General features: G+C 66.0%; 24 protein-coding genes. 16 read left to right on the top strand and 8 right to left on the bottom strand.

Going from position 1 to position 22902, the window contains the following annotated elements; genetic code table 11:
- Positions 1-88 precede the first annotated feature (88 nt).
- The 5 genes from AC3IFE_RS05485 (at position 89) to AC3IFE_RS05465 (ending at position 5726) form a co-directional block, all read left to right on the top strand.
- Positions 89-1237 (top strand): SRPBCC family protein, encoded by a 1149-nt coding sequence (locus AC3IFE_RS05485; protein WP_489189821.1) that lies wholly within the window; start codon positions 89-91, stop codon positions 1235-1237.
- A gap of 49 nt (positions 1238-1286) precedes the next feature.
- Positions 1287-2465 (top strand): ABC transporter ATP-binding protein, encoded by a 1179-nt coding sequence (locus tag AC3IFE_RS05480; RefSeq protein ID WP_489189820.1) that lies wholly within the window; start codon positions 1287-1289, stop codon positions 2463-2465.
- Between the two features lie 2 nt (positions 2466-2467).
- Positions 2468-3532 (top strand): ABC transporter substrate-binding protein, encoded by a 1065-nt coding sequence (locus AC3IFE_RS05475; RefSeq protein ID WP_301736840.1) that lies wholly within the window; start codon positions 2468-2470, stop codon positions 3530-3532.
- A 96-nt stretch (positions 3533-3628) separates the two neighbouring features.
- The gene (locus tag AC3IFE_RS05470) at positions 3629-4867 is read left to right on the top strand and encodes an ABC transporter permease (RefSeq protein ID WP_489189893.1); all 1239 of its coding nucleotides are present in this window, start codon (positions 3629-3631) and stop codon (positions 4865-4867) included.
- 25 nt (positions 4868-4892) lie between these two features.
- Entirely contained in the window at positions 4893-5726 is an 834-nt protein-coding gene (locus AC3IFE_RS05465) for an ABC transporter permease (protein WP_089471158.1), read from the top strand.
- Between the two features lie 186 nt (positions 5727-5912).
- On the opposite strand, the gene AC3IFE_RS05460 is transcribed toward AC3IFE_RS05465, so the two are convergent.
- Positions 5913-6179, bottom strand: a complete 267-nt coding sequence (locus AC3IFE_RS05460) for a hypothetical protein (RefSeq protein ID WP_489189819.1) — start codon at positions 6177-6179, stop codon at positions 5913-5915.
- On the opposite strand from AC3IFE_RS05460, the gene AC3IFE_RS05455 reads away from it, so the two are divergent.
- The 6 genes from AC3IFE_RS05455 to AC3IFE_RS05430 all read left to right on the top strand — a co-directional run bounded on the left by AC3IFE_RS05455 (position 6157) and on the right by AC3IFE_RS05430 (position 11835).
- Positions 6157-7509 carry a flavin-containing monooxygenase gene (locus AC3IFE_RS05455; protein ID WP_489189818.1) on the top strand — a complete coding sequence of 451 codons (1353 nt, stop codon included), beginning with the start codon at positions 6157-6159 and terminating at the stop codon, positions 7507-7509. The two genes, AC3IFE_RS05460 and AC3IFE_RS05455, sit on opposite strands and share 23 nt — an antisense overlap.
- A 58-nt stretch (positions 7510-7567) precedes the next feature.
- A complete protein-coding gene (locus tag AC3IFE_RS05450) occupies positions 7568-8014 on the top strand; it encodes a RidA family protein (RefSeq protein ID WP_301736837.1) in 447 nt (148 codons plus the stop codon).
- A 1-nt stretch (position 8015) separates the two neighbouring features.
- Entirely contained in the window at positions 8016-8693 is a 678-nt protein-coding gene (locus AC3IFE_RS05445; RefSeq protein ID WP_489189817.1) for a DUF1028 domain-containing protein, read from the top strand.
- Positions 8686-9870, top strand: a complete 1185-nt coding sequence (gene argE / locus AC3IFE_RS05440; RefSeq protein ID WP_489189816.1) for an acetylornithine deacetylase — start codon at positions 8686-8688, stop codon at positions 9868-9870. The genes AC3IFE_RS05445 and argE overlap by 8 nt, the downstream gene beginning before the upstream one ends.
- Before the next feature lie 222 nt (positions 9871-10092).
- On the top strand, positions 10093-10971 hold the full coding sequence (locus tag AC3IFE_RS05435; RefSeq protein ID WP_489189815.1) for an amino acid ABC transporter ATP-binding protein: 879 nt from the start codon (positions 10093-10095) through the stop codon (positions 10969-10971).
- A 141-nt stretch (positions 10972-11112) separates the two neighbouring features.
- The gene (locus AC3IFE_RS05430; RefSeq protein ID WP_489189814.1) at positions 11113-11835 is read left to right on the top strand and encodes a class II aldolase and adducin N-terminal domain-containing protein; all 723 of its coding nucleotides are present in this window, start codon (positions 11113-11115) and stop codon (positions 11833-11835) included.
- Between the two features lie 58 nt (positions 11836-11893).
- On the opposite strand, the gene AC3IFE_RS05425 is transcribed toward AC3IFE_RS05430, so the two are convergent.
- The 4 genes from AC3IFE_RS05425 to AC3IFE_RS05410 form a co-directional block, all read right to left on the bottom strand.
- Complete coding sequence (locus AC3IFE_RS05425) at positions 11894-12307, bottom strand: VOC family protein (RefSeq protein ID WP_089471152.1); 414 nt, start codon at positions 12305-12307, stop codon at positions 11894-11896.
- Between the two features lie 93 nt (positions 12308-12400).
- Positions 12401-13321: a bestrophin family protein gene (locus tag AC3IFE_RS05420; RefSeq protein WP_089471151.1), complete on the bottom strand. Its 921-nt coding sequence runs from the start codon at positions 13319-13321 to the stop codon at positions 12401-12403.
- 172 nt (positions 13322-13493) lie between these two features.
- On the bottom strand, positions 13494-14501 hold the full coding sequence (cydB, locus tag AC3IFE_RS05415) for a cytochrome d ubiquinol oxidase subunit II (RefSeq protein ID WP_489189813.1): 1008 nt from the start codon (positions 14499-14501) through the stop codon (positions 13494-13496).
- 2 nt (positions 14502-14503) lie between these two features.
- Positions 14504-15904, bottom strand: coding sequence for a cytochrome ubiquinol oxidase subunit I (locus tag AC3IFE_RS05410; RefSeq protein WP_089471150.1), 1401 nt, complete (start codon positions 15902-15904; stop codon positions 14504-14506).
- A 422-nt stretch (positions 15905-16326) separates the two neighbouring features.
- On the opposite strand from AC3IFE_RS05410, the gene fdhD reads away from it, so the two are divergent.
- The 5 genes from fdhD (at position 16327) to moaD (ending at position 20680) form a co-directional block, all read left to right on the top strand.
- Positions 16327-17199: a formate dehydrogenase accessory sulfurtransferase FdhD gene (gene fdhD, locus AC3IFE_RS05405; RefSeq protein WP_489189812.1), complete on the top strand. Its 873-nt coding sequence runs from the start codon at positions 16327-16329 to the stop codon at positions 17197-17199.
- On the top strand, positions 17196-18410 hold the full coding sequence (locus AC3IFE_RS05400; protein WP_089471148.1) for a molybdopterin molybdotransferase MoeA: 1215 nt from the start codon (positions 17196-17198) through the stop codon (positions 18408-18410). Before fdhD ends, AC3IFE_RS05400 begins: the two co-directional genes overlap by 4 nt.
- Before the next feature lie 217 nt (positions 18411-18627).
- Complete coding sequence (gene moaA, locus AC3IFE_RS05395) at positions 18628-19752, top strand: GTP 3',8-cyclase MoaA (protein WP_089471147.1); 1125 nt, start codon at positions 18628-18630, stop codon at positions 19750-19752.
- A 47-nt stretch (positions 19753-19799) separates the two neighbouring features.
- Positions 19800-20372 carry a molybdenum cofactor biosynthesis protein MoaE gene (locus AC3IFE_RS05390; protein ID WP_489189811.1) on the top strand — a complete coding sequence of 191 codons (573 nt, stop codon included), beginning with the start codon at positions 19800-19802 and terminating at the stop codon, positions 20370-20372.
- A gap of 50 nt (positions 20373-20422) precedes the next feature.
- Positions 20423-20680 (top strand): molybdopterin converting factor subunit 1, encoded by a 258-nt coding sequence (gene moaD, locus AC3IFE_RS05385; RefSeq protein WP_089471145.1) that lies wholly within the window; start codon positions 20423-20425, stop codon positions 20678-20680.
- A 370-nt stretch (positions 20681-21050) separates the two neighbouring features.
- On the opposite strand, the gene AC3IFE_RS05380 is transcribed toward moaD, so the two are convergent.
- From AC3IFE_RS05380 to AC3IFE_RS05370, 3 genes are all read right to left on the bottom strand, one after another.
- Positions 21051-21743, bottom strand: a complete 693-nt coding sequence (locus tag AC3IFE_RS05380) for an SDR family NAD(P)-dependent oxidoreductase (protein ID WP_489189810.1) — start codon at positions 21741-21743, stop codon at positions 21051-21053.
- Positions 21740-22192, bottom strand: coding sequence for a DOPA 4,5-dioxygenase family protein (locus AC3IFE_RS05375; RefSeq protein WP_489189809.1), 453 nt, complete (start codon positions 22190-22192; stop codon positions 21740-21742). Before AC3IFE_RS05375 ends, AC3IFE_RS05380 begins: the two co-directional genes overlap by 4 nt.
- Before the next feature lie 181 nt (positions 22193-22373).
- Positions 22374-22902 (bottom strand): aldo/keto reductase (locus AC3IFE_RS05370; protein ID WP_489189808.1); only part of this gene is annotated, 529 nt, incomplete at its 5' end.

The following is a 22902-nucleotide window of genomic DNA, read 5'->3' as shown; positions in this document are numbered from 1 at the left end:
TTGCATCCGAAAAGAATATTTCGACTCTTTATTGGACTTGTTAAATTGGTCGCCAATGTGATCGGTTCGAACGTTTCCCGGAGGCACGATGCGTTTCATTCCTACGGCAGCGCCGTCTATCGACGTGATCGTCCGCGACCTGAAAACCAACTGCGAACGCGACTTCAGCGACGCCCGCGCGATGCCGCCGGGCGTCTACACGTCGCCCGAGTTTCTTGAACGGGAACGGCAGACGCTCTTTCGCAACGAATGGCTGTGCATGGGCCGCGCGAGCGCGCTGCCGAATCCGGGCGACTACCTGACAGCGGAGATCGCCGGCCAGCCGATCATCGTGATCCGCCGCGACGACGGCACCCTGCGTGCAATGTCGAACGTATGCCTGCACCGCATGTCTACCCTGCTTGAGGGCCGCGGCAACGTGCGCCGTATCGTCTGCCCCTATCACGCGTGGAATTATTCTCTGGACGGCGAGCTGCGTGGCGCGCCGATGATGGACAGGCAGGACGGTTTCTGTAAGGACAGCTACAAGCTTCCGCAGGTTCGCTGCGAGATCTGGCAGGGCTGGGTTTACGTCACGCTCAATCAGGAGGCGTCGCCTGTTGCCGCTCGGTTGAAGGAACTCGACGAACTGATCGCCGATTACGACATGGCGTCGTATGTCGAAACCTTCCACGAAGAACACGTGTGGGACACCAACTGGAAGATTCTCGCGGAAAACTTCATGGAGAGCTATCACCTGCCGATGCTGCATCGCGCGACGGTAGGCCCACACTCCAAGCTCGACGAGATGGAGTGCCCGCCCGGACTGCCCGCATTCAACTATCACTGGATCACGAAAGAGGCGTCGCTGCCGATCGGCAATGCGCATCCGAACAACACTCGCCTGCAAGGTCAATGGCGCAAGACGACGGCGCTGCTCGCGATCTACCCGACTCATCTCGTCACGCTGACGCCGGGCTATTTCTGGTATCTGGTGCTTCAGCCGCTGGGCGTCGATCACGTGCATATCCGCTTCGGCGGCGGCCTGTCGCCGGAATTCATCGACGACCCGAAGGCCGCCGAATACATGGCGACGCTGAAGAAGCTGCTCGACGAAGTCAATCTCGAAGACCGGCGCGGCGTCGAGGCGGTGTTCCGCGGCGTGCATGCCCCGCTTGCGAAGCCCGGTCATCTGAGTCATCTGGAACGGCCGAACTACGACTTCGCGCGCTATCTGGCATCGCACGTCGCGATTTGAAGCCGCACGCCAACGATTCGCCACCCACGTCACCTCATTGAAGCTCACGATGACCAGCCAACCCTACATTTCGTTCGTCGGCGTCAGCAAGTCCTACGACGGCCGGCATGCGGTTGTCGACGGTCTCGATCTCGACATCGCCCGGGGCGAATTCGTCTCGCTGCTGGGACCGTCCGGCTCGGGCAAGACCACCACGCTGATGATGCTCGCCGGTTTCGAGACCCCGACGGACGGCACCATCCTGCTCGACGGCCACCGCCTCGACGACAAGCCGCCGCATCAGCGCGACATCGGCATGGTGTTCCAGAACTACGCGCTGTTCCCGCACCTGACGATCGCCGAGAACGTCGCGTTTCCGCTCTCGGTGCGCAAGACCGGTCGCGAAGCGCGCAAGCAGCGCGTGCAGCGCGCGCTCGACATGGTGGAGCTGTCGCATCTCGCGTCGCGGCGCCCCGCCCAGTTGTCCGGCGGCCAGCAGCAGCGCGTCGCGCTGGCCCGCGCACTGGTATTCGAACCTCGCGTGGTGCTGATGGACGAGCCGCTCGGCGCGCTCGACAAACGGCTGCGCGAAACGATGCAATACGAAATCATGCGGCTGCATCGCGATCTGTCGCTCACGATCGTCTATGTGACGCACGATCAGAACGAAGCGCTGACCATGTCGAATCGCGTCGCCGTGTTCTCGGACGGACGCATCCAGCAGGCCGCGACACCCACCGAGCTGTACGAAAACGCTCAGAACGCCTTCGTCGCGAACTTCGTCGGCGAGAACAACGGTCTCGCCGGGCACGTCAGCGCGCTCGATGGCGAATGGGCCGTGCTTCAGCTTCGCGACGGCATCACGATCCGCGGTCGCCGCGGCAGCCAGATCGAGGCCGGCGACGACGCCACGCTCGCGCTGCGCCCCGAGCGCGCGCAGGTACTCGGCGCGGCCGAAGCCGCGAACGTGCCGGCGGGCTCGAACGCCCTCGCGGCGACCGTGCGCGACATCGTGTATTGCGGCGATCATCATCGCGTTCAGCTGCAACTCGGCAGCGGCGACACGATGGTCGTCAAGGTCTCCAACACGCGCCTCGTCGCGCTGCCGCCGATCGGTGCGGCCGCAACGATCGTCTGGCGACACGACGACTGCAAGGTGCTGTCGCCGTCGGCCATCACCCGCGTCGCGAGCGCCGCCGTTCGTTTACCCACCCTGCCTGTTGCCGTGCCCATCGCCTCTGGAGCCTGATAATGCAAAACCCTCGCTACGCGTCCCCGCGCCGCACGATCGCGGCTGTCGTCGCACTCGGCGCCTTTTCCGCGCTGCCTGCCGCTCGCGCGGCGGATACGCTGTCCGTCGTCACGTTCGGCGGCGCCTATGAAACGGCCGCACGCCACGCGTGGTTCGAGCCGTTCACCGCGAAGACCGGCACCCAGTTCCAGACCGAGTCGTACGACGGCGGCCTGGCCAAGCTGCAGGCCATGGAACAGGCGAAGAACCCGACGTGGGACCTGATCGACATGGAGACCAACGACGCGATCAACGCCTGCGACGAAGGTTTGCTCGAGAAGCTGGACAGCAAGACCATCGGCAACACGTCAGATTTCCTGCCGGGCGCGCTGCGCGAATGCTCGGTGGCCGCGATGGTGTGGTCGACCGTGTATGCGTACGACGCGTCGAAGCTGAAGACCGCACCGACACGCATCGCGGACTTCTTCGACCTGAAGAAATTCCCGGGCAAGCGCGGCCTGAGAAAGTCGCCGAAGGTCACGCTCGAATGGGCGCTGGTCGCCGACGGCGTGGCCCCGGCGGACGTCTACAAGGTGCTCGCGACCCCCGCCGGCGTCGATCGCGCATTCGCGAAGCTCGACACGATCAAGTCGAGCATCGTCTGGTGGGAAGCCGGTGCGCAAGCGCCGCAGCTGCTCGCGGACGGTGCCGTGACGATGGTGCAGGCCTACAACGGCCGCATCGACAGCGCCGTTCACCAGGACAAGAAGCCGTTCAAGATCGTCTGGGACGCGCAGGTATACGACTATGAATGGTGGGGCGTGCCGAAGGGGGCGAAGCACGCCGCGACCGCGAAGCGGTTCATCGCCGCATCGGCGCAGCCGCAGGCATACGCGGATCTGTCGAAGTACATCGCCTACGCGCCGCCGCGCAAGGCATCGTTGCCGCTAATCGACAAGGCACGCCTTGCCGACCTGCCGACCGCGCCCGCCAACTTCAAGCGACCGATCCAGATCGATGCGAACTTCTGGGCCGACAGCGGCGATGCGCTGACCAAGCGCTTCCAGACATGGCTCGGCCAGTAATGCGCGTCTGCATGACGTCGTAGCGGTTTTACGCGACGCGCCCCGCTCCGGGCGCGTCGCTCCGGAGTTCCGATGAACGATTCGCCAATGTTTCCCATGAGGGCGGCAAGCCCCGCGCTCGCCGCCGGGCACGCCGTCAAATACCGGCAGGCGCGGCGCAAGGCGGCGTTACGCGCGCTGCTGCTGACGCTGCCCCTGCTCGTGTTCCTGCTCGCCACGTTCATCGCGCCGATTGCTTCGCTGCTGGCCCGCAGCGTGCGCAATCCGGAACTGTCCGGCGCGATGCCGTCGTTCGCGCAGACGCTGCGACACTGGAACGGTCAGGGCGTGCCGGACGAGCGGGTGTTCGCGTCCCTCGCCAACGGACTGAAGAGCGCCGGCGACGCCGGCACGCTCGGCGACGTCGCGCGCCGGACGAATTTCTATCAGCCCGAGTTCCGCACGCTGCTGCTGAAGTCGGCACGCACGGTGCGTGCCCAGGATGCCGTCACCGCATGGAAGCCCGTCCTGCTCGCCGCCGACGATCGCTGGAACCGGCCGGAAACCTGGCGCCTGCTGAAACGCGCGGCGTCGCCATGGACGCCGGACTATTTGCTGAACGGCCTCGACGCGCAGGTGTCGCCCGATGGCGCCGTCCATTCGGTGCCTGCGAACAGCGCGGTCTACCGCACCGCGTTCATGCGCACGGTGTCGATCAGCGCCACGGTCACGCTGCTGTGCCTGCTGCTCGCGTACCCGGTATCGTGGCTGCTCGCCAACCTGCCGGCCAGGCAGGGCAACCTGCTGATGCTGTTCGTGATCGTGCCGTTCTGGACCTCGCTGCTGGTCCGCACGACCGCGTGGTACGTATTGCTGCAACCGGGCGGTGTGGTCAACCGCGTACTGCTCGCGCTGCATGTGGTCGATCATCCGCTGCCGTTGATCTTCAACCGCGCCGGCGTGCTGATCGGCATGACGCACGTGCTGCTGCCGTACATGATTCTCGCGATTTACTCGGTGATGAAAAGCGTGCCGCCGATCTACATGCGCGCCGCGCAATCGCTCGGCGCTCACCCGGTCGTCGCGTTCTTTCGCGTGTACGTGCCCCAGACGCTGCCGGGCATCGGCGCCGGATGCTTTCTCGTGTTCGTGCTGGCGCTCGGCTACTACATCACGCCGGCCCTGCTCGGCGGTGCGGGCGACGAGATGATCAGCCAGCTGATCGCGTCGCAAACCAACGATCTGCTCAACTGGGGGCTGGCCGGTGCGCTGTCCGCGTATCTCGTGATCTTCACCGCCGTGTTCTATTTCATCTTCAACCGGCTCGTCGGCATCGACCGGCTCCGGTTCGGCTGACGCCCGACGTCACTGGAGCCGCATCGTGTCCGTGAACCCCAACAGCCTGCCGTCGACGCGCATTGCCACTGCCGGTGTGCGCATCCACTGCGCGGTCGTGCTGTTCTTTCTGGTTGCGCCGATCCTCGTGATCATTCCGCTGTCGTTCAATTCGGGTTCGTATTTTTCGTACCCGATGGAAGGCTTCTCGCTGCGCTGGTACGCGCAGGCATTCGGCAGCCCGGACTGGCAGCGGGCATTCCTGAACAGCCTCGCGATCGGCGCGGCGTCCACGGCAATTGCAACGACGCTCGGCACGCTCGCCGCGATCGGTCTCGCGCGCGACGACTTTCCGTTCCGCTCGCTGATCATGCCGATCCTGATCTCTCCGATGATCATCCCGATCGTCGTGGTCGCGGCCGGCTTCTACCTGATCTTCGCGCCACTCGGGCTCGTCAACTCCTACCCGGGTGTGATCCTCGCACATGCGGCACTCGGCACGCCGTTTGTCGTGATTACCGTGACCGCGTCGCTGCTGTCGTTCGACCGGAGCCTGCTGCGCGCCGCCGCCAATCTCGGCGCCGCGCCGTGGACGACCTTTCGCCGCGTGACGCTGCCGCTGATCCTGCCGGCTGTGGCCACCGGCGCCGTGTTCGCATTCGCGACATCGTTCGACGAAGTGATCGTGATCCTGTTCATCGGCGGCCCCGATCAACGCACCGTACCCCGGCAGATGTGGAGCGGCATTCGCGACCAGATCGATCCGTCGATCCTCGCCGTCGCCACCGTGCTGATCGTGTTCGCGATCCTGCTCTTCATCAGCATCAACTGGCTGCGTGGCCGTGCGCAGGCCGCGGGCGCCGCGCGCGAAGCGGCATAGCGGCCGTCCGCCGCGCAGCGGGAAGGCGGCCTCGACCCATGCCGTCGCGTCGCGCGTTTCGTTGCGTCCGCTTCCTTCCTTTTCCCGCTTCGATGGCGGCCTCGGCGTTTTGCCGGCGCCATCCGCTTGCGTTCAGTTCATTGCCGGTCCGTACGCACGCATCTGCATAGGCAAACCGGATGCAATTCATTTTTTAAATATATTTTTCAGATTCAGTGCACCGGCGTAGATTTTCTTCAGCAGAACGCAATGCTCAGGAAACACGGCCGCACGACGCACATCGCTTCGGATTACCGACGCGTTCCGGCTTCGGTGCTTGAACGTCGCGATCGCCTTGCGCAATCGCATCGCGAGCACTGCGGCGAATTGCGGCGAAACGGATTTATCCGTCCATGAACAACCCGATCGATACGCATCAGGAAAAATCAACATGACCGTCGAAGTCACATCCATCGATACGCTGGTGGTCGGCGCCGGACAGGCCGGTATCGCGATGAGCGAACACCTCCGTGCGCACGGCGTGCCGCATCTCGTGCTGGAACGCGCTCGCATCGCGGAGCGCTGGCGCACCGCGCGCTGGGATTCGCTGGTGGCGAACGGCCCGGCATGGCACGACCGCTTCCCCAACATGACTATCGGCGGTGTCGATGCGGACGGGTTCGCAACGAAGGATCAGATGGCCGAGTACTTCGTCGACTACGCGCGCATGATCGACGCGCCGATCCGGACCGGCGTCGACGTCAGGCGCGTGGTCCGCGACGCCGGCCGTCAGGGCTTCGTCGTCGAGACGTCGGACGGCACCTTCCACGCGAACCGCGTCGTGGTTGCGACCGGGCCGTTCCAATGCCCGGTCATTCCGGCCATCGCGCCCACCGACGCGCGCCTGACGCAGATTCATTCCGCCGACTACCGCAATCCGGCGCAACTGCCCGCCGGCAACGTGCTGGTCGTCGGCGCGGGGTCGTCGGGCGTCCAGATCGCGGCCGAACTGCAACGCTCGGGCCGTCAGGTCTATCTGTCCGTCGGCCCTCACGACCGTCCGCCGCGCGCGTATCGCGGCCGCGATTTCTGCTGGTGGCTCGGCGTACTGGGTCTGTGGGACATGGAAACGATGCGCCCCGGCCGGTCGCACGTGACGATCGCCGTGAGCGGCGCGGACGGCGGCCACACGGTCGACTTCCGCCGTCTCGCGCACGACGGCGTGACGCTGGTCGGCGTGACGCGAGCGTTCGATCAAGGCATCGTCACGTTCGAAGCGGATCTCGCGGCCAACATCGCGGCCGGCGACGAAAACTATCTGTCGCTGCTGGACGCCGCCGACGCGTACGCCGCCAGCAACGGTCTCGATCTGCCGGAGGAACCCGAAGCCCGCCACATTCCCGCCGATCCGCCATGCCTGGCCGACCCGCTCACGCAACTCGACCTCGCCGCGACTGGCGTCACGTCGATCATCTGGGCGACCGGCTACGCGAACGACTTCGGGTGGCTGCAGGTCGACGCCTTCGACGAGCACGGCAAGCCGAAACATCAGCGCGGCGTCGCCAGCGAGCCCGGACTCTATTTCCTCGGTCTGCCGTGGCTGTCGCGGCGCGGCTCCGCGTTCATCTGGGGCGTCTGGCACGACGCGAAACATGTGGCCGGACATATCGCGACGCAGCGCAGCTACCAGCACTATCACGAGGCTGCCGCGCGACGCAGCATTGCGGCCGCGCCGCAAGCCGACGATCACGTCGCCGAGCCAACCATCCCGAGCCCGATGCCGACCCGCGCCGCCGCGCACTGAACGCACGACCGAGTCGCACCGCACGGTCTACCGAACCCTCCTTCAGGAATTCATGACGATGAGCCAGCCGACCCACACCCGTATCCGGATGTTCAACACGAAAGACACCTACCCGAACCAGGCGCTCGACAACGATCTGTGCCAGGCTGTCCGGGCCGGCAACACGGTCTACGTGCGCGGCCAGATCGGCACCGACTTCGACGGCAATCTGGTCGGCCTCGGCGATCCGCGCGCGCAGGCCGAACAGGCCATGAAAAACGTCAAGCAACTGCTCGAGGAGGCCGGCAGCGACCTCACGCATATCGTCAAGACCACTACGTACCTGATCGATCCGCGTTATCGCGAGCCGGTCTATCAGGTCGTCGGCAAGTGGCTCAAGGGCGTCTATCCGATTTCGACCGGCCTCGTGGTCAGTGCGCTGGGCCAGCCGGAATGGCTGATGGAAATCGACGTCATCGCCGTGATTCCCGACAACTGGCAGCCGACCGCCGCCGCCGGAGCGTGACATGACATTCTCGATCGTCGGACGGTGTGCCGAAACCGGACAACTCGGCATCGCGATCAGCTCCTCGAGCATCGCAGTGGGCGCGCGCTGCCCGTGGGTTCGCGCCGGCGCGGGCGCCGTGGCGACGCAGAACGTCACGCTGCCGTCGCTCGGCCCGCAGGTGCTCGACCTGCTCCGCGACGGCGCGGCCGATCCGGCGCAGGCGCTCGAAGCCGCGCTCGACACCGATCGCTGGCGCGACTACCGGCAGGTCACGGTCGTCGATGCGCAGGGCCGCACCGCATTCTGGACCGGCGCGCAGGCGCTCGGCCTGCATCATGCGGTGGCGGGCCGACAGTGCGTCGTCGCAGGCAACATGCTGGCCAGTCAGGACGTGATCGACGCGATGGTGCCGGCGTTCGAGCAGACGCCCGGCCCGCTCGCCGATCGTCTGCTCGCGGCGATGCAGGCCGCGATCGACGCAGGCGGAGAAGCCGGCCCGGTGCATTCCGCCGCGTTGAAGATCGTCGATACGCAGGTGTGGCCGCTCGTCGACCTGCGCGTCGACTGGACCGACGATGCGCCGATCTCGGCACTCGCCGCGCTGTGGCATGCATACCGTCCGCAGATGCAGGACTACGTAACGCGCGCGCTCGATCCGACGACCGCACCGAAATACGGCGTACCCGGCGATGAGTGAGCCGACCAGCCGCACGCTGCTCGCCGAACTGATCGGCTTCGATACGGTCAGCCGGCACTCGAACCTCGCGATGATCGAGTTCATCCGCGACTATCTGGCGGGCTACGGCGTCGACAGCGAACTGTTCTACAACGACGCGCGCAGCAAGGCGAACCTGTTCGCCACGATCGGGCCGCGCGAGCGCGGCGGCATCCTGCTCTCGGGTCATACGGACGTGGTGCCCGCCGACGGCCAGACATGGACCGTCGAGCCGTTCCGGATGAGCGAACGCGACGGCCGGCTGTATGGCCGCGGCACCGCGGACATGAAAGGCTTTCTCGCGTCGATGCTGGCCGCGGTACCGATGTTCGTCGAGCGACCGTTGTCGTTGCCGATCCATCTCGCGTTCTCGTACGACGAGGAGATCGGCTGTCTCGGCGTGCGGCCGATGCTGGCCGAACTCGCGAAGCGCCCGCATCGGCCCGTGCTCTGCGTGATCGGCGAGCCGACCGAATTGAAGCCCGTGCTCGGCCACAAGGGCAAGCTGGCGATGCGCTGCCACGTCAAGGGCGCCGCGTGTCATTCCGCGTATGCGCCGTACGGCGTCAATGCGATTCAGTATGCGGCGCGTCTGGTCAACCGGCTGGAGGAAATCGGCGAGCGCCTCGCGCAACCGGAGCATCACGACGCTCGCTTCGATCCGCCGTTCTCGACTGTCCAGACCGGCGTGATCCACGGCGGCAAGGCGTTGAACATCGTTCCCGATGCATGCGAATTCGATTTCGAGGTCCGCACGCTGCCCGGCTTCGACGCCGATGAAGTGACCACCGAATTGCAGGCCTATGCGGAGCAGCAACTGATGCCGACGATGCGCGCGGTTCATGCGGACTGCGATATCCGGATGCAGCCGCTGTCCGCCTATCCGGGGCTTTCGACACCGGACGACAGCGACGCCGCCCGCCTGCTGGCGATACTCAGCGGATCGAGCGCGTTCGGCACCGTCGCCTTCGGCACGGAAGGCGGACTGTTCGAGCAGGCCGGCATCCCGACCGTGGTGTGCGGACCGGGCAGTATGGATCAGGGGCACAAGCCGGACGAGTTCGTGAGCGTCGAGCAACTGCAGGGTTGCGATGCGATGCTGCGCCGGCTGGCCGACCATCTCTCCACGACCGAAACGACCGATCGCAAGACTGGCTGATTTCGGTTCCGGCAGCGTACGTGGCGGGCCGGCGCCACGCAGGGTCGCTCGATACGGCGAGCCGGCAGGCGATGCTGCATTGGAAAAACCTGCGAACCCCATTCGAAAAGAGTTTTTCCCGATCAATATTGACCACGTAAAGTCGGCTCGTCGAACTCGCATTGCGCCTTTCGCCCGACACGCGTGAATACGGCGCGGCGACCCGAACCGATCGAGGCAATCATGAACGCAGTCAGCGCCCTCCCCGCAAGCGGACCCGCCGCAACGCTCGCCCCGGCGTCCGCCACGTCGCTTGTCGAAGTCAAGGGTTTGCACAAGCGGTTCGGCGAGACCGACGTGCTGCGCGGAATCGATCTGTCGATCGCGACATCCGAAGTGGTCTGCCTGATCGGTCCGTCCGGATCCGGCAAGAGCACGCTGCTGCGCTGCATGGCCGCCCTCGAAACCTACGATCACGGCGAGATCCGGATCGGCGGCGAGATGCTCGGCTATGTCGAACGCAACGGCGCGCGCGTGCGCGCGTCGAGCGCCGAGATCAACCGCGTGCGCCGCAACATCGGCATGGTGTTTCAGCAGTTCAACCTTTGGCCGCACATGAGTGTGCTCGGCAACGTCACCGAAGCGCTGCGGCGGGTGCGCCGCATGTCGCGCGCCGACGCGAACGCCGTCGCTGGCCGCATGCTCGAAATGGTCGGCATGTCCGGCAAGGCGGACGCCCATCCGTCGAAACTGTCCGGCGGCCAGCAGCAGCGCGTGGCGATCGCCCGCGCGCTGGCGATGGAGCCGCACCTGATGCTGTTCGACGAGCCGACCTCCGCGCTGGACCCGGAACTCGTCGGCGAAGTGCTGCAGGTCATGAAGCAGCTCGCGCGCGACGGGATGACGATGGTCGTCGTCACGCACGAGATGGGCTTCGCCGCCCAGATGGCCGATCGCGTCGTGTTTCTCGACCATGGCCGGATCGCCGTGAGCGGCGCACCGGGCGACGTGTTCCGCCGCTCCACGAACCCGCGGCTGCAGCAGTTCCTGCAAAACTATCGCGACCGCAACGCATTCTGGAAATCGGACGACGCAACGGCCGACGCGAACGGACCGCCGTGAGACAGCAAGCGGGTCGATGCATCGACGCATGGCCGGCGCTCGGCCGCCCGACTGGTCGAGCCTTTTCTGCAACTCGGTGCGTCCAACCATGAACTTGCGGCCGGCGCCCCGTTTCTCACACTTCCGATCACGCACTTCGACATGAACGAAACCCAGCTTCGCATCGATCTCGCCGCGGCTTTCCGCTGCTTCGCCCGCCTCGGCATGCATGAAGCGGTCGCGAACCACTTCAGCGTGGCCGCTTCGGACGACGGCCGCCGCTTCCTGATGAACCCCAAATGGATGCACTTCTCGCGGATCCGCGCGAGCGATCTGGTTCTGCTGGACGCCGACGATCGGTCGAGCCTCGAAAACGGCAGCGTCGACCCGACCGCGTGGGCGATCCATGGTCAGTTGCACCAGCAACTACCGCATGTACGCGTCGCCATGCACCTGCATCCCGTCCATGTCACCGCGATCTCGACGTTGTCCGATCCGACCATCCTGCCCATCGAACAGAACACGGCCCGCTATTTCAATCGCGTTGCGCTGGACACCGCATTCTCCGGAATGGCGGATACCGAAGACGAAGGCGCCCGCCTCGTGTCGCTGCTCAAGGACAAGTCACGCCTGCTGATGGGCAATCACGGCGTACTGGTGACCGCACCCACGGTCGGCGAGGCGTTCGACGACATGTACACGCTCGAACGCGCTTGCCAGATCCTCGTCAACGCGTACGCGACCGGCAAGCCGATCAACGTGCTGTCCGACGAAGTGGCCGAGAAGACCGCGCGTGACTGGGAAGGCTTTCGTGAATTCTCGATCGCGCATTTCGACGAGATGAACCGCATCCTCGACGTCGAGGAGCCGTCGTATCGCGATTGAATCGATGCGAATCGACGGATGCGGATAAACCCGATGCATCGACTGGCTATCACCACGGTCAGGGTTGCCCACGCTCCGCCACCGCCGCATGACACACGGCCTCGATCCGGTTGCCGGCCGGATCGACCAGAAAAGCCGCGTAGTAGTCGCCGTGGTACTGCGGCCGCAAGCCGGGATCGCCGTCGGACTGCCCACCCGTAGCGAGGCCCGCCTCGAAAAAAGCATGCACCTGCTCGCGGGAAGCGGCCTTGAAACACCAGTGCCGCTTGCTCGCCCCGACTTCGGCGGGATCCAGATACACCGCCAGAAAGGTCGATGCCGGATCGTTCGCGTTGCAACGCTCGCCATAGCCGAGCGCATTGGGCCGGTCATAGACCTTGGTCGCGCCGAGCGCAGCCATGACGGCGTCGTAGAAGGGCCGTGCCAGATCGATGTCCGGCACGCTGATCGACACGTGATCGAGAAGTTGCATGGTGTGGGCTCCATTGAACGAGCACGAGTCTACACAACCGCCCCCGCTCCAGCCGAGCAACCTTACCGACGACTACACTACCGCCCCCGCCGCCTACGTGATCTGATACGTCGACGCAGGCACGAATTCCTCGGGCATCGGCCGATCGCCGAGTTCGAGCACCGATCGCTCGATCGTGCGCGTGATCGCATCGAGCGCGAGCGCATTCGGCGCAAGACCGAACGGTTCCGCCACTTCGTTCGCAATTGCCTCGAGCGCGATCAGCGTGTAGGAAATGAACACGCAGATCAGCGGCGTGAAGAACTCCGTCGAATCGACGAGCCCGAACGGCAGCAACACGCAATACGCATACACGGTGCGATGGAGCAGCACGCTGTAGGAAAACGGAATCGGCGTCGACAGGATGCGCTCGCAGCCACCGATCGCCTTGCCGAGCGCATCGAGTTGCGTCTCGACCATCCAGCACGTCGCGTCGCTGCCGGGCGCGCGCCCCATCGCACGGACGATGCCGCCGCGCAATTCGTCGAGGATCGCGACCGGCTTGTAGCATTTGCCGCCGAGCGCGGCCGTGCGCTCCGTGCCGAGGATGCGCACCAGGTCTTCGGTCGGATCGGTATGACGCAGCTGGTGTTTCAGCGCATAGGCGAGCGCGATCAGCAGATCGGCAAGCCGGTTGCGCTCGGCGTCGCTCACGCCGTCGGGCAGGTAGCGATGCAGTTGCGACGTCACGGCGCGTGCGGCGATCAGCAGGTTGCCCCACAGATGCCGCGCCTCCTTGAAGCGCTCGAAGCTCGCGTTATTGCGAAACCCGAGGAAGATCGCGAGCGCGAGCCCGAACAGCGTGAACGGCGCGGTGTTCAGCGGAATCTTCTCGCCGAAGATGCGCCCGTTCGTGAAGACCGCCAGCGTGCTGACGATCGCCATGAACACGAGCTGCGGAATGATCGATTGCAGCACGGAGCCGTTCCATACGAACAGCATCCGGAGCCAGTTCTGTCGTGGTCGGACGATCATGATGTTTTCTCGACTGGCAAAGGAATAGGGAACCCGAATACGCAACCCGTTGCGCCCGCACCCGATGTGCAACGGCCCGCGCGTGGCGGGCCGCTTTTCGGTCGGGTGTCGGCCGGACGCCGCGCGGCGCGTGATGACACGCGAGCGCCGCGCCCGTCACCGCGCTTGCCGCTCAGTGATAGCCGATATCGCCCTCGCGCACCTTGCCGCGGAACACGCGGTACTGCATCGCGTTGTACACGAGGATGATCGGCAGCACGATCACGGTGCCGACCAGCGCGAACAACTGGCTCGAGTGGCTCGACGACGCGTCCCAGATCGACAGCGACGGCGGCACGATGTTCGGCCAGATGCTGATCACGAGCCCCGTGTAGCCGAGGAACACGAGCGCGAGCGTCAGCAGGAACGGCGTGGCCTCGTGCGCACGCTTCACCGCGTAGAAGATGCCCCACACGCATGCGACGACGAGGATCGGCACCGGCAGGAACCAGCCGAGGTTGCCGCTGCCGAACCAGCGGTGCGCGACGGCCGGCAGCCCGATCACGGTCCACAGGCTGACCACGCCCATCATCGCGAGCAGCACGCCCGCGAGCGGCTTCATCAGCAACCGCATCTTGCGCTGCAGTTCGCCGTCGACCTTCAGGATCAGCCAGCCGCAGCCGAGCGTCGCATAGGTGACGAGCACGCCGATCCCGCACAGCATGCTGAACGGCGACAGCCAGTCGAACGGCCCGCCCGCGAACTGGTTGTTCTCGATCTTGATGCCCTGCAGCAGCGAACCGAGCACGATCCCCTGGCAGAACGCGGCGAGCGCCGAGCCGCCGATGAACGCGAGATCCCACATGTGCTGCGTGCGGGTGGCTTTCGCGCGCAGCTCGAACGCCGCGCCCCGGAAGATCAGCCCGACCAGCATCAGCACCAGCGGCAGGTAGTTGGCCGGCAGCAGCGTCGAATACACGACCGGGAACGCGCCGTAGAGGCCCGCGCCGCCGAGCACGAGAAACGTCTCGTTGCCGTCCCACACCGGCGCGACGGTGTCGAGCATCACCTGGCGCTCGGCCTTCGCGTCGAAGAACGGAAACAGCAGCCCGATGCCGAGATCGAAGCCGTCCAGCATCACGTAGATGAATACGCCGAGGCCGATGATCGCGGCCCAGACGACAGGAAGATCGATGTGCATGGTTACTCCGCCTCGGTCACGTTCAGCGGCGTGGACAGCGCGCTCTTGCGCAGCCCCGGATGCCGGTGCAGCTCGATGTAGCCGGCCTGGGCCGCCGGCCCGCGCTTCATCAGTTTCATCATGTAGTAGATACCCGTTCCGAACACCAGGAAATACACGACCACGAAGACCAGCAGCGACACGCCGACCTGCTGGGCGGTGAGCGGGGAGACCGAATCGATGGTGCGCAGCACGCCGTACACGGTCCACGGCTGCCGCCCGACCTCGGTCGTGATCCAGCCCGCCAGCAGCGCGACGATGCCCGACGGCCCCATCGCGACCACGAACCACTGGAACCAGCGTGTCTCGTACAGGCGCCCGCCCTTTCTCAGCAGCAGCCCGAGCAGCGCGGTCAGCAACATCAGCATCCCGAGGCCGGCCATGATCCGGAACGTCCAGAAGATGATCGGCGAATACGGGCGGTCCTGCGGCGGAAATTCCTTCAGCCCGCGGATCTCGCCGTCCCAGCTGTGCGTGAGGATCAGGCTGCCGAGGTGCGGCACCTGGATCGCATAGCGGGTGGTTTCGGCCTGCATGTCGGGCAGCCCGACGAGGTTCAGCGCGGTGCCGCCCTTCTCCGTTTCCCATAGTCCTTCGATCGCCGCGATCTTCGCCGGCTGGTATTCACGGGTGTTCAGCCCGTGCGCGTCGCCGACGAAGATCTGGATCGGCGCGAGCACCAGCAGTATCCACAGCGCCATCGAGAAGCTGCGCTTCACCGGCTCGTCGCGGCGCCCCTTCAGCAGGTGCCACGCGCCGCAGGCGGCGACGATGAAGCCCGCGACGATGAACGCCGCGATCGTCATGTGCGCGAGACGGTACGGAAACGACGGGTTGAAGACGATCTTGAACCAGTCGACCGGCACGACGAGGCCGTTCTCGATCTTGTAGCCCTGCGGCGTCTGCATGAAGCTGTTCGACGCGAGAATCCAGAACGTCGAGATCAGCGTGCCGACCGCGACCATCAGCGTCGCGAAGAAGTGCGCGCGCGGGCTGACGCGCTGCCAGCCGAACAGCATCACGCCGAGGAAGCCGGCTTCGAGGAAGAACGCCGTCAGCACTTCATACGTGAGCAGCGGCCCGGTGATGTTGCCCGCGACGCGCGAGAACCCGGACCAGTTGGTGCCGAACTCGTACGCCATCACGACACCGGAGACCACGCCCATCCCGAAGCCGATCGCGAAGATCTTCGACCAGAACTGAAACATGGACTTGTAGGCGGCGTCGCCGGTGACGAGGTAGCGCCATTCCAGCACCGCCAGGAAGCTCGCCATGCCGATGCTGATCGCGGGGAACACGATGTGGAACGACACCGTGAATGCGAATTGCAATCGGGCGAGATGGAACGCATCGAAGATTTCCATGACCGTAATTTGCTCGTGGTTGTGAGGACGTACGCTCGAAGCAGGAAATCGCGCGACGGCTTGACGACGACACATGCGCGCACCAGCGGTTGCTCGCACGGCATCGAAGCGTGAACGACGATATCGCGTTTGCAACGATACTCGCAATCATTCGAACGTGCGCTGAAACTGTGCTGCTTGCGCCGCCGAAGATGTGTGCACGGAAAATAGTTACCATGCCGGCGGGACGCTCAGCTGTACTGCTTCCCGCGTGGCGGCGCTGTGCGTCGGGCGCACTGTTCACTCCACTTAACATGTCGTGCAACGCCTGCCCGCGGCGGTCGCGCGCCCTTCGGCGCCCGCCCGGCGGCATCGATACCCGTGGTTCGGCGTACGCGCCGAGCCCGGCCGGCCCGCCGGCCGCCCCGCCTGGAGAAACCCGCATGGAGTCCTGCATTCGCCGCGACGACCCGACCGGCAGCACCGCGTGCCGGGTGACGCGCCATCGTGCCGGCGACGCGCGCGACACCGTCGATCGCGTCGTCGACGAAACCCCGGTTGCACTCGTGTTCAACGGCATCTCGCACACGGTCATGATGGCGACGCCGATCGACCTCGACGCGTTCGGCCTCGGCTTCGCGCTGAGCGAAGGCATCGTCGAGCGCGCGTCGGACGTCTTCGACATCGAAAGCGAATGCCGGCCCGGCAGCGCCGAAGTGCGGCTCACCGTGTCGCAGCAAGCGTTCATGACGCTGAAGGCCCACCGCCGCGCGCTGGCCGGCCGCACGGGCTGCGGCGTGTGCGGCATCGAAAGCATCGCACAGCTCGACCTGCACCCGCCACGTATCGCGGCCGCCGGCACGGCCGCGGGCATCGGCGCCGACGCGATCGCGTGCGCCGCGCGTGCGTTGCCGGCCCGGCAGACGCTGATGCGCGAGACGGGCGGCATCCACGCGGCCGCGTGGTGCGATAGCAACGGCGTCGTGCTCGACGTGTGCGAGGACGTCGGCCGCCACAACGCGCTCGACAAGCTGATCGGGCAGTTCGCACGCCGCCGCGCCGACCTGCACGCGGGCTTCGTGTTCCTGTCGAGCCGCGCGAGCTACGAACTGGTGCGCAAGGCCGCGCGGGTCGGCATCCCGATGATCGCGACGATCTCGGCGCCGACGTCGCTCGCGATCGACGTCGCCCGCGAAGCCGGCGTGCGGCTGCTCGGCTTCTGCCGCAACGACGGCTTCGTCGAATACGTGTCGCCCGCCGCCGTTCACCCCGATCCACACGAACCCGCACCGGCACATCCGGCCCACGCTTCATGACACACCTGTCCGATTTCGATACCGCGCAGCAACGGTTCGCCAGCGCGTTCGCGCCGCTCGAGGCCGTCACCTCCGTGCCGATCGCGCAAGCGGCCGGCCACGTGCTGGCCGCGCCGCTGACGGCCGTGCTCGACCAGCCGCCGGCCGACCAGAGCGCGATGGACGGCTACGCCGTGCGTCATGCGGACCTTGCGCACGGCGAGCCGCTGCGTGTCGCGCAACGCTGCTATGCCGGCGATACGCCCGCGCCGCTCGCGCCGAGCACGGCCGCCCGCCTCTTCACCGGCAGCCTGATTCCGCCCGACGCCGACACCGTCGTGATGCAGGAGCATGCGCACGAACTGGACGGCCGCGTCACGTTCGACATGCCGCAGCGCAGCGGGTCGCACATCCGCCGCCGCGGCGAGGAAGTACGCGCCGGCGCGCTGCTCGTGCCGGCGGGCGTGCGGATGGGCGCGATGCACGTCGGCGTGGCCGCCGCGCAAGGTCTCGCCCGAATCGACGTGCGCGCGGCGCTGCGCGTCGGCATCCTGACGACCGGCGACGAGCTGGTCGCATGCGGCCAGCCGCGCGCGCCGCAGCAGATCTACAACAGCAATGCGCCGATGCTCGCCGCGCTGGTCGCCGGAACCGGCGCCGACGTCGCGGCGAGCGTGCACGCGGCCGATACGGTGGCCGCCGTCGAACGGGCGCTGCGTGACCTGCACGCGCAGTGCGACCTCGTGATCTGCGTCGGCGGCGCGTCGGTCGGCGACAAGGACCTGCTGCGCCCCACGCTGGCCGCGCTCGGCGCGTCGTTCCTCGTCGCCGGCGTGCGCATGAAGCCCGGCAAGCCGGTCGCGCTCGCGCGGCTCGATGCGCGGCCCGTCGTGCTGCTGCCCGGCAATCCGGGCGCCGCGATGACGACGTTCGCACTGTTCGTCGCGCCGCTGATCCGACGCCTGCAGGGGCGCGACGCTTGCGTGCCGGTCGTGCCGTCGCTGCCGATCGACACCGGCTTCGAGCCGGACGCGCAGCGCGAGCGCTTCGTGCGCGTGCGCTGGACGGTGGGCGCGGACGGCGCGCTCGCGCTCGACACGCTGCGTCAGCAAGGCGCCGGCACGCTGCAGTCGCTGGTGCAGGCCAGCGGGCTCGCGCGGCTGCCGGCGGGACTCACCATCGCGCGCGGCGACGCGGTTCCGTACTACGAATTCGCGCGCTGGCTCGCATGAGCGCGAAGTCGACTATCCGCCCGATAAGGCGCGCCTGCCCCGTTCGCCGCGCGTGTCGCGCGTCCCGCGCGGCGAACTGTATTCCTGCAATTCGGGCGCGATTGTGTCCCTGCCGGCCAAACGCGGCGGACTATGCTCACGATGAGGCTCGTCACGACCTGTGCGCCGACACGTCGGCATCCGCACGGCCGAGCGGCGACGCCCCTCCGCTTACTTCATGCAGGCCGACGACCCGATCGTGAATGCCATCGTTTCCGCCGCGCCGGCCGCCGCCGCTTCATCCGGCGACGCATTGCCCGGCGCTTTCTCCCGCCCGTCCGACACGCTCGGCCGTCCGCTGCGCGACCTGCGCCTGTCCGTCATCGACCAGTGCAATTTCCGTTGCGGCTATTGCATGCCGCGCGAAAGCTTCGGCGCCGACTACGCGTTCATGCCGTCGTCCGAACGATTGTCGTTCGCGCAACTGGAAAAGATCGCCCGCGCCTTTACGTCGCTCGGCGTCGAGAAGATCCGCATCACGGGCGGCGAGCCGCTGCTGCGCCGCCACCTCGAAGCGCTGATCGAACGGCTCGCCGCGCTGACGACCGTCGACGGCAGGCCCGTCGAAATCGCGCTGACGACCAACGGCTCGCTGCTCGCCGCGAAGGCGCGCACGCTGCGCGACGCGGGGCTGTCACGCGTGACCGTGAGCCTCGATGCGCTCGACGACGCGGTGTTCCGCCGGATGAGCGACGCCGACGTGCCGGTGTCGCGCGTGCTGGCCGGCATCGAGGCCGCGCACGCGGCCGGGCTCGCGCCGGTCAAGGTCAATGCGGTGATCGAGCGCGGCGTGAACGACGACCAGATCCTGCCGCTCGTGCGGCACTTCCGGCATACGGGCGTGGCCGTGCGTTTCATCGAATACATGGACGTCGGCGGCGCCAGCTTCTGGTCCGGCGACAAGGTGATGCCGGCCGCGCGGATGCGCGAGCTGATCGACGCACACTATCCGCTCGTGCTCGTCGGCGAACCGGGGCACGACGCCACCGCGATTCGTTGCGCGCACATCGATGGTGCAGGCGAAGTCGGCTTCATCGCGAGCGTGTCGCATCCGTTCTGCGGCACCTGCTCGCGCGCCCGCGTGTCGGCCGACGGGCAGCTTTATACGTGCCTGTTCGCGACGCAAGGCACCGACCTGCGGCCGTGGCTCGACGATGCGGCGTCGGCCGCCGACCTCGCCGCCGCCGTGCGCGAACGCTGGACGCGGCGCGACGACCGCTATTCCGAGCGCCGGGCCGCACGGCCGGCCCGCGCGCCGGGCAAGACCTATCCGACCGTGCGCATGTCGCTCGTCGGCGGCTGAAGGGCCGCCGCGCGACACCGGATGCGCCGCCCACTGGAGAACCTGTCATGACGACCTTCACCGAATCCCGCGCCGGGCTGCCCGACGATCCGCCGCGTGCCGGCAGCCCCGCGCCGACCGTCGATGCGGTCGACCCGCACCCCGAAGCGGCACCCGCGATCGCCGCCGGCTTCGAAGTGCGCGTGCAGCATGCGCCGATCGACGCGGGCGCGGAGCTTGCGCCGATCGTTCGCAATCCGAATGTCGGTGCGGTCGTGAATTTTCTTGGGGTCGTGCGCAAGGAAGGCGACGTCGACGACGTCGTCGCGCTGGAAGTCGAGCATTACCCGACGATGACCGAACAGGCGCTGTGGAGCATCGTCGAGGAGGCGAGCGCGCGCTGGCGGCTCGAGGCGGTCAGGATCGTGCACCGCGTCGGCCGCATTCCGCTCGGCCAGCCCGTCGTGCTGGTCGTGGTGGCCGCCGCGCATCGCGCGTCCGCGTTCGATGCGTGCGAATTCCTGATGGATTTCCTGAAGACTCATGCGCCGTTCTGGAAGAAGGAGATCCGGCACGACGGCGAATCCGGCTGGGTCGAGGCGAAGGCGCACGACGACCAGGCGATGCGGCGCTGGGGCTGATTGCGTTCGCTTCGTGTTTCCAATTCCGCCGCTGCTGCTGACGACATCCTATGAAACTGACGATCAAATACTTCGCGAGCATTCGCGAACAACTGGATCTTGACGTAGAAACCGTCGAGATCGACGCACGCGAACTCACCGTCGACGCGCTGCGCGGCACGCTGGCCGCACGCGACGCGCGCAGCGCGGACGCGCTGCGGATGGACCGCCCCGTGCGGGCGGCCGTGAACCTCGAAATGGTGACCGGGGACTTCGTCGTGCGGGAGGATAGCGAGGTTGCGTTCTTTCCGCCGGTGACGGGGGGATGACGCGACGCGCGGGGCTGCGCGCTCGCATGCAGTCATTTCGCCGCGATCGACGCATCGAGCGCGGTCATCGGCGCCAGCGTGGAAAAACAAAGGTTCGTCGCGGAGTCCCTGGGGACACCGGGGAGAAACGTCGGCGGTCGGCCAGAAGTTGTCATTCGTGCTTTGATGTTGGAGGACTGCAACCGGCGTGTAACCGGCCATTCGATTGCCGGAACAATTCGTTGCAGTACCCCTGGCTTGTACGGGCCGGTGCTCAATGGTCGATCGCTCCCAAGGGAGTCAAGAATTTGCGCGGCGGCGCCCTTCGCTGCCGTGATAAATGCCAACGCTCACGAAAGTTCATATTGCCAAGTCCAATGTGACTCCACGGTCAAAAGCTCTCTACCCAGGGCCGCACCTCGATTTCCCACGACCATGCACTGCGGTGTTGGCGCAAGAGATCGATATAGCCTCGAGCGATGGCGTCCGGATCAAGCGTGCGATCCGATGGATCCACGCGTCCGCTCGCCCGCACACTGCCGTCGACGATTACGTGGGCGACGTGGATGCCTTGAGGCGCAAGTTCACGGGCAGCACTCTGGGCCAGTCCCCGCAGAGCGAACTTACCCATCGCAAAAGGTGCGGAGCGGGCAAATCCTTTGATGCCGGCGGTCGCTCCGGTCAACAAGACTGCGCCTCTGCCCACAGGAACCATGTGCCTGGCAGCTTGCTGTATCGCGTAAAACGCGCCCAATGCGGTGACGGATACTGCATGTTCGACATGAACCGGATCGAGCTCAACGATAGGACCGCGGACGACGCTACTGGCGTTATAGATAACGATCTCGGGCGGCCCGATTCGCTCCACCGTCTCTTCGAAAAGGCGCGCGACCTGCGCGGCTTCTGATGCATCGACCTGCAGCGCGACGGCTCCCGTCTCGCTCACCAGCGGCGCCAATCTATCGGGGTTTCGTGAGGCGATAATGACGGGAAGACCTGCGGAACGCAGCGCCCGCGTGAGGGCTGCACTAATGCCGAAGCCAGCCCCGATGATGAGCGCATTGCCGTAGGGAATATCACTCATGGCTTCACCGTTGGTCGAGTGTTGGTGACGAGATCCGGCTCCGGTCCTTCATCGACGGGGAGCAGCTGCCGGTTGACGATGTCGAGCACTTCACCCATCCAGACCGGATGGTCGAGGTGGTCCGCGAGTGGATGGCCGGTATTGGGATGAACGAGTACCGTCAGTCCACGACGATTTATCATGAGCCAAGGCAGGAAACGACCGAATTCATGTCGGGAAAAGGCGACCTGATACATCGGCTTCGCATGAGGGCCAATCGGTCGATCGTGCCAGCGACCGAGAACGACCGGGAAGCGTTGCGCGATGTGTTCCCGCAAGACTTCGGCGACACGCCGTTGCTCCGGGCCGTCAAAGTAAATATGCGCGTGATAGCTGCGTATCGTTTCGAGCGGCTGTACTTTCAAGTGTTCCTGCGAGTCCGCCGGCGTCACTGCATCGGCTTCAAGCATTGGCATCTCCTTCGTTTGCACTCCCGCGCCGCGTTGGCCACGGCGAGCAGCGCGTGAGGCACCGTTCGCGCGTCTCGCGCCGCAGCATTTGCATCAGTTCGGGTAGCTGAATTGCGGTAAAAAAACCTATACATGGCGTCTCGTGGACGCCATGCTTGCGACCTGCTATTGAAACACTGCCTCAAGCGACCGGCACTGCAGGCGAATCGAACTCGTCGGCCTTGCCGCCCGTATAGCCCTGGCGGGTTTGGGGCGCGTCGATCACCGTGTACGGAAAGATGGGTGGAATCGCGCTCGCGATGTCGAGGCGGCCGATCTGCTCTACCGAAAGGGTGACCCGGATAGCGGCCAGATTGCTCTGGAGCTGCGCCAACGTGCGCGGCCCGATGATAGGCTGCACGCCCTTTCCGGCAACCCACGCGATGGCGATTTCTCCGGGAGTCACGCCCGCTTCGTCTGCAACGGCAATCAGCGCGTCGAGGATCGCCGTACGTTGCGGGGTATTTTCGGGCTGGAACACGTTGCCGCCAAAACCTTCCCGCCTCCCGGTTTCGCCATTACGGTATTTTCCGGTAAGCATGCCGCCGCCCAACGGGGACCAGCCAACGATCCCCAGTCCCAATGCCTTGCCGGCCGGAAGAAGTTCATGCTCGCTGCTACGTTCCACGAGGCTGTATTCCAGCTGAAGACCCGCGACAGGCACCGTACCG

Source organism: Burkholderia sp. APQ4-4ca, from assembly GCF_057837105.1.
This window is presented reverse-complemented; position numbering and strand designations above follow the sequence as displayed.

What these genes read in the sequence shown, in the direction of transcription:
- argE (WP_489189816.1), top strand. Translation starts at nt 8,686, where the DNA reads ATGAGTGAGCCGACCAGCCGCACGCTGCTCGCCGAACTGATCGGCTTC.
- AC3IFE_RS05430 (WP_489189814.1), top strand. Translation starts at nt 11,113, where the DNA reads ATGAACGAAACCCAGCTTCGCATCGATCTCGCCGCGGCTTTCCGCTGC.
- AC3IFE_RS05470 (WP_489189893.1), top strand. Translation starts at nt 3,629, where the DNA reads ATGAGGGCGGCAAGCCCCGCGCTCGCCGCCGGGCACGCCGTCAAATAC.
- cydB (WP_489189813.1), bottom strand. Translation starts at nt 14,501, where the DNA reads ATGCACATCGATCTTCCTGTCGTCTGGGCCGCGATCATCGGCCTCGGC.
- AC3IFE_RS05445 (WP_489189817.1), top strand. Translation starts at nt 8,016, where the DNA reads ATGACATTCTCGATCGTCGGACGGTGTGCCGAAACCGGACAACTCGGC.
- AC3IFE_RS05375 (WP_489189809.1), bottom strand. Translation starts at nt 22,192, where the DNA reads ATGCTTGAAGCCGATGCAGTGACGCCGGCGGACTCGCAGGAACACTTG.
- moaA (WP_089471147.1), top strand. Translation starts at nt 18,628, where the DNA reads ATGCAGGCCGACGACCCGATCGTGAATGCCATCGTTTCCGCCGCGCCG.
- AC3IFE_RS05400 (WP_089471148.1), top strand. Translation starts at nt 17,196, where the DNA reads ATGACACACCTGTCCGATTTCGATACCGCGCAGCAACGGTTCGCCAGC.
- moaD (WP_089471145.1), top strand. Translation starts at nt 20,423, where the DNA reads ATGAAACTGACGATCAAATACTTCGCGAGCATTCGCGAACAACTGGAT.
- AC3IFE_RS05425 (WP_089471152.1), bottom strand. Translation starts at nt 12,307, where the DNA reads ATGCAACTTCTCGATCACGTGTCGATCAGCGTGCCGGACATCGATCTG.
- AC3IFE_RS05455 (WP_489189818.1), top strand. Translation starts at nt 6,157, where the DNA reads ATGACCGTCGAAGTCACATCCATCGATACGCTGGTGGTCGGCGCCGGA.
- fdhD (WP_489189812.1), top strand. Translation starts at nt 16,327, where the DNA reads ATGGAGTCCTGCATTCGCCGCGACGACCCGACCGGCAGCACCGCGTGC.
- AC3IFE_RS05410 (WP_089471150.1), bottom strand. Translation starts at nt 15,904, where the DNA reads ATGGAAATCTTCGATGCGTTCCATCTCGCCCGATTGCAATTCGCATTC.
- AC3IFE_RS05390 (WP_489189811.1), top strand. Translation starts at nt 19,800, where the DNA reads ATGACGACCTTCACCGAATCCCGCGCCGGGCTGCCCGACGATCCGCCG.
- AC3IFE_RS05435 (WP_489189815.1), top strand. Translation starts at nt 10,093, where the DNA reads ATGAACGCAGTCAGCGCCCTCCCCGCAAGCGGACCCGCCGCAACGCTC.
- AC3IFE_RS05485 (WP_489189821.1), top strand. Translation starts at nt 89, where the DNA reads ATGCGTTTCATTCCTACGGCAGCGCCGTCTATCGACGTGATCGTCCGC.
- AC3IFE_RS05450 (WP_301736837.1), top strand. Translation starts at nt 7,568, where the DNA reads ATGAGCCAGCCGACCCACACCCGTATCCGGATGTTCAACACGAAAGAC.
- AC3IFE_RS05475 (WP_301736840.1), top strand. Translation starts at nt 2,468, where the DNA reads ATGCAAAACCCTCGCTACGCGTCCCCGCGCCGCACGATCGCGGCTGTC.
- AC3IFE_RS05480 (WP_489189820.1), top strand. Translation starts at nt 1,287, where the DNA reads ATGACCAGCCAACCCTACATTTCGTTCGTCGGCGTCAGCAAGTCCTAC.
- AC3IFE_RS05460 (WP_489189819.1), bottom strand. Translation starts at nt 6,179, where the DNA reads ATGGATGTGACTTCGACGGTCATGTTGATTTTTCCTGATGCGTATCGA.
- AC3IFE_RS05420 (WP_089471151.1), bottom strand. Translation starts at nt 13,321, where the DNA reads ATGATCGTCCGACCACGACAGAACTGGCTCCGGATGCTGTTCGTATGG.
- AC3IFE_RS05380 (WP_489189810.1), bottom strand. Translation starts at nt 21,743, where the DNA reads ATGAGTGATATTCCCTACGGCAATGCGCTCATCATCGGGGCTGGCTTC.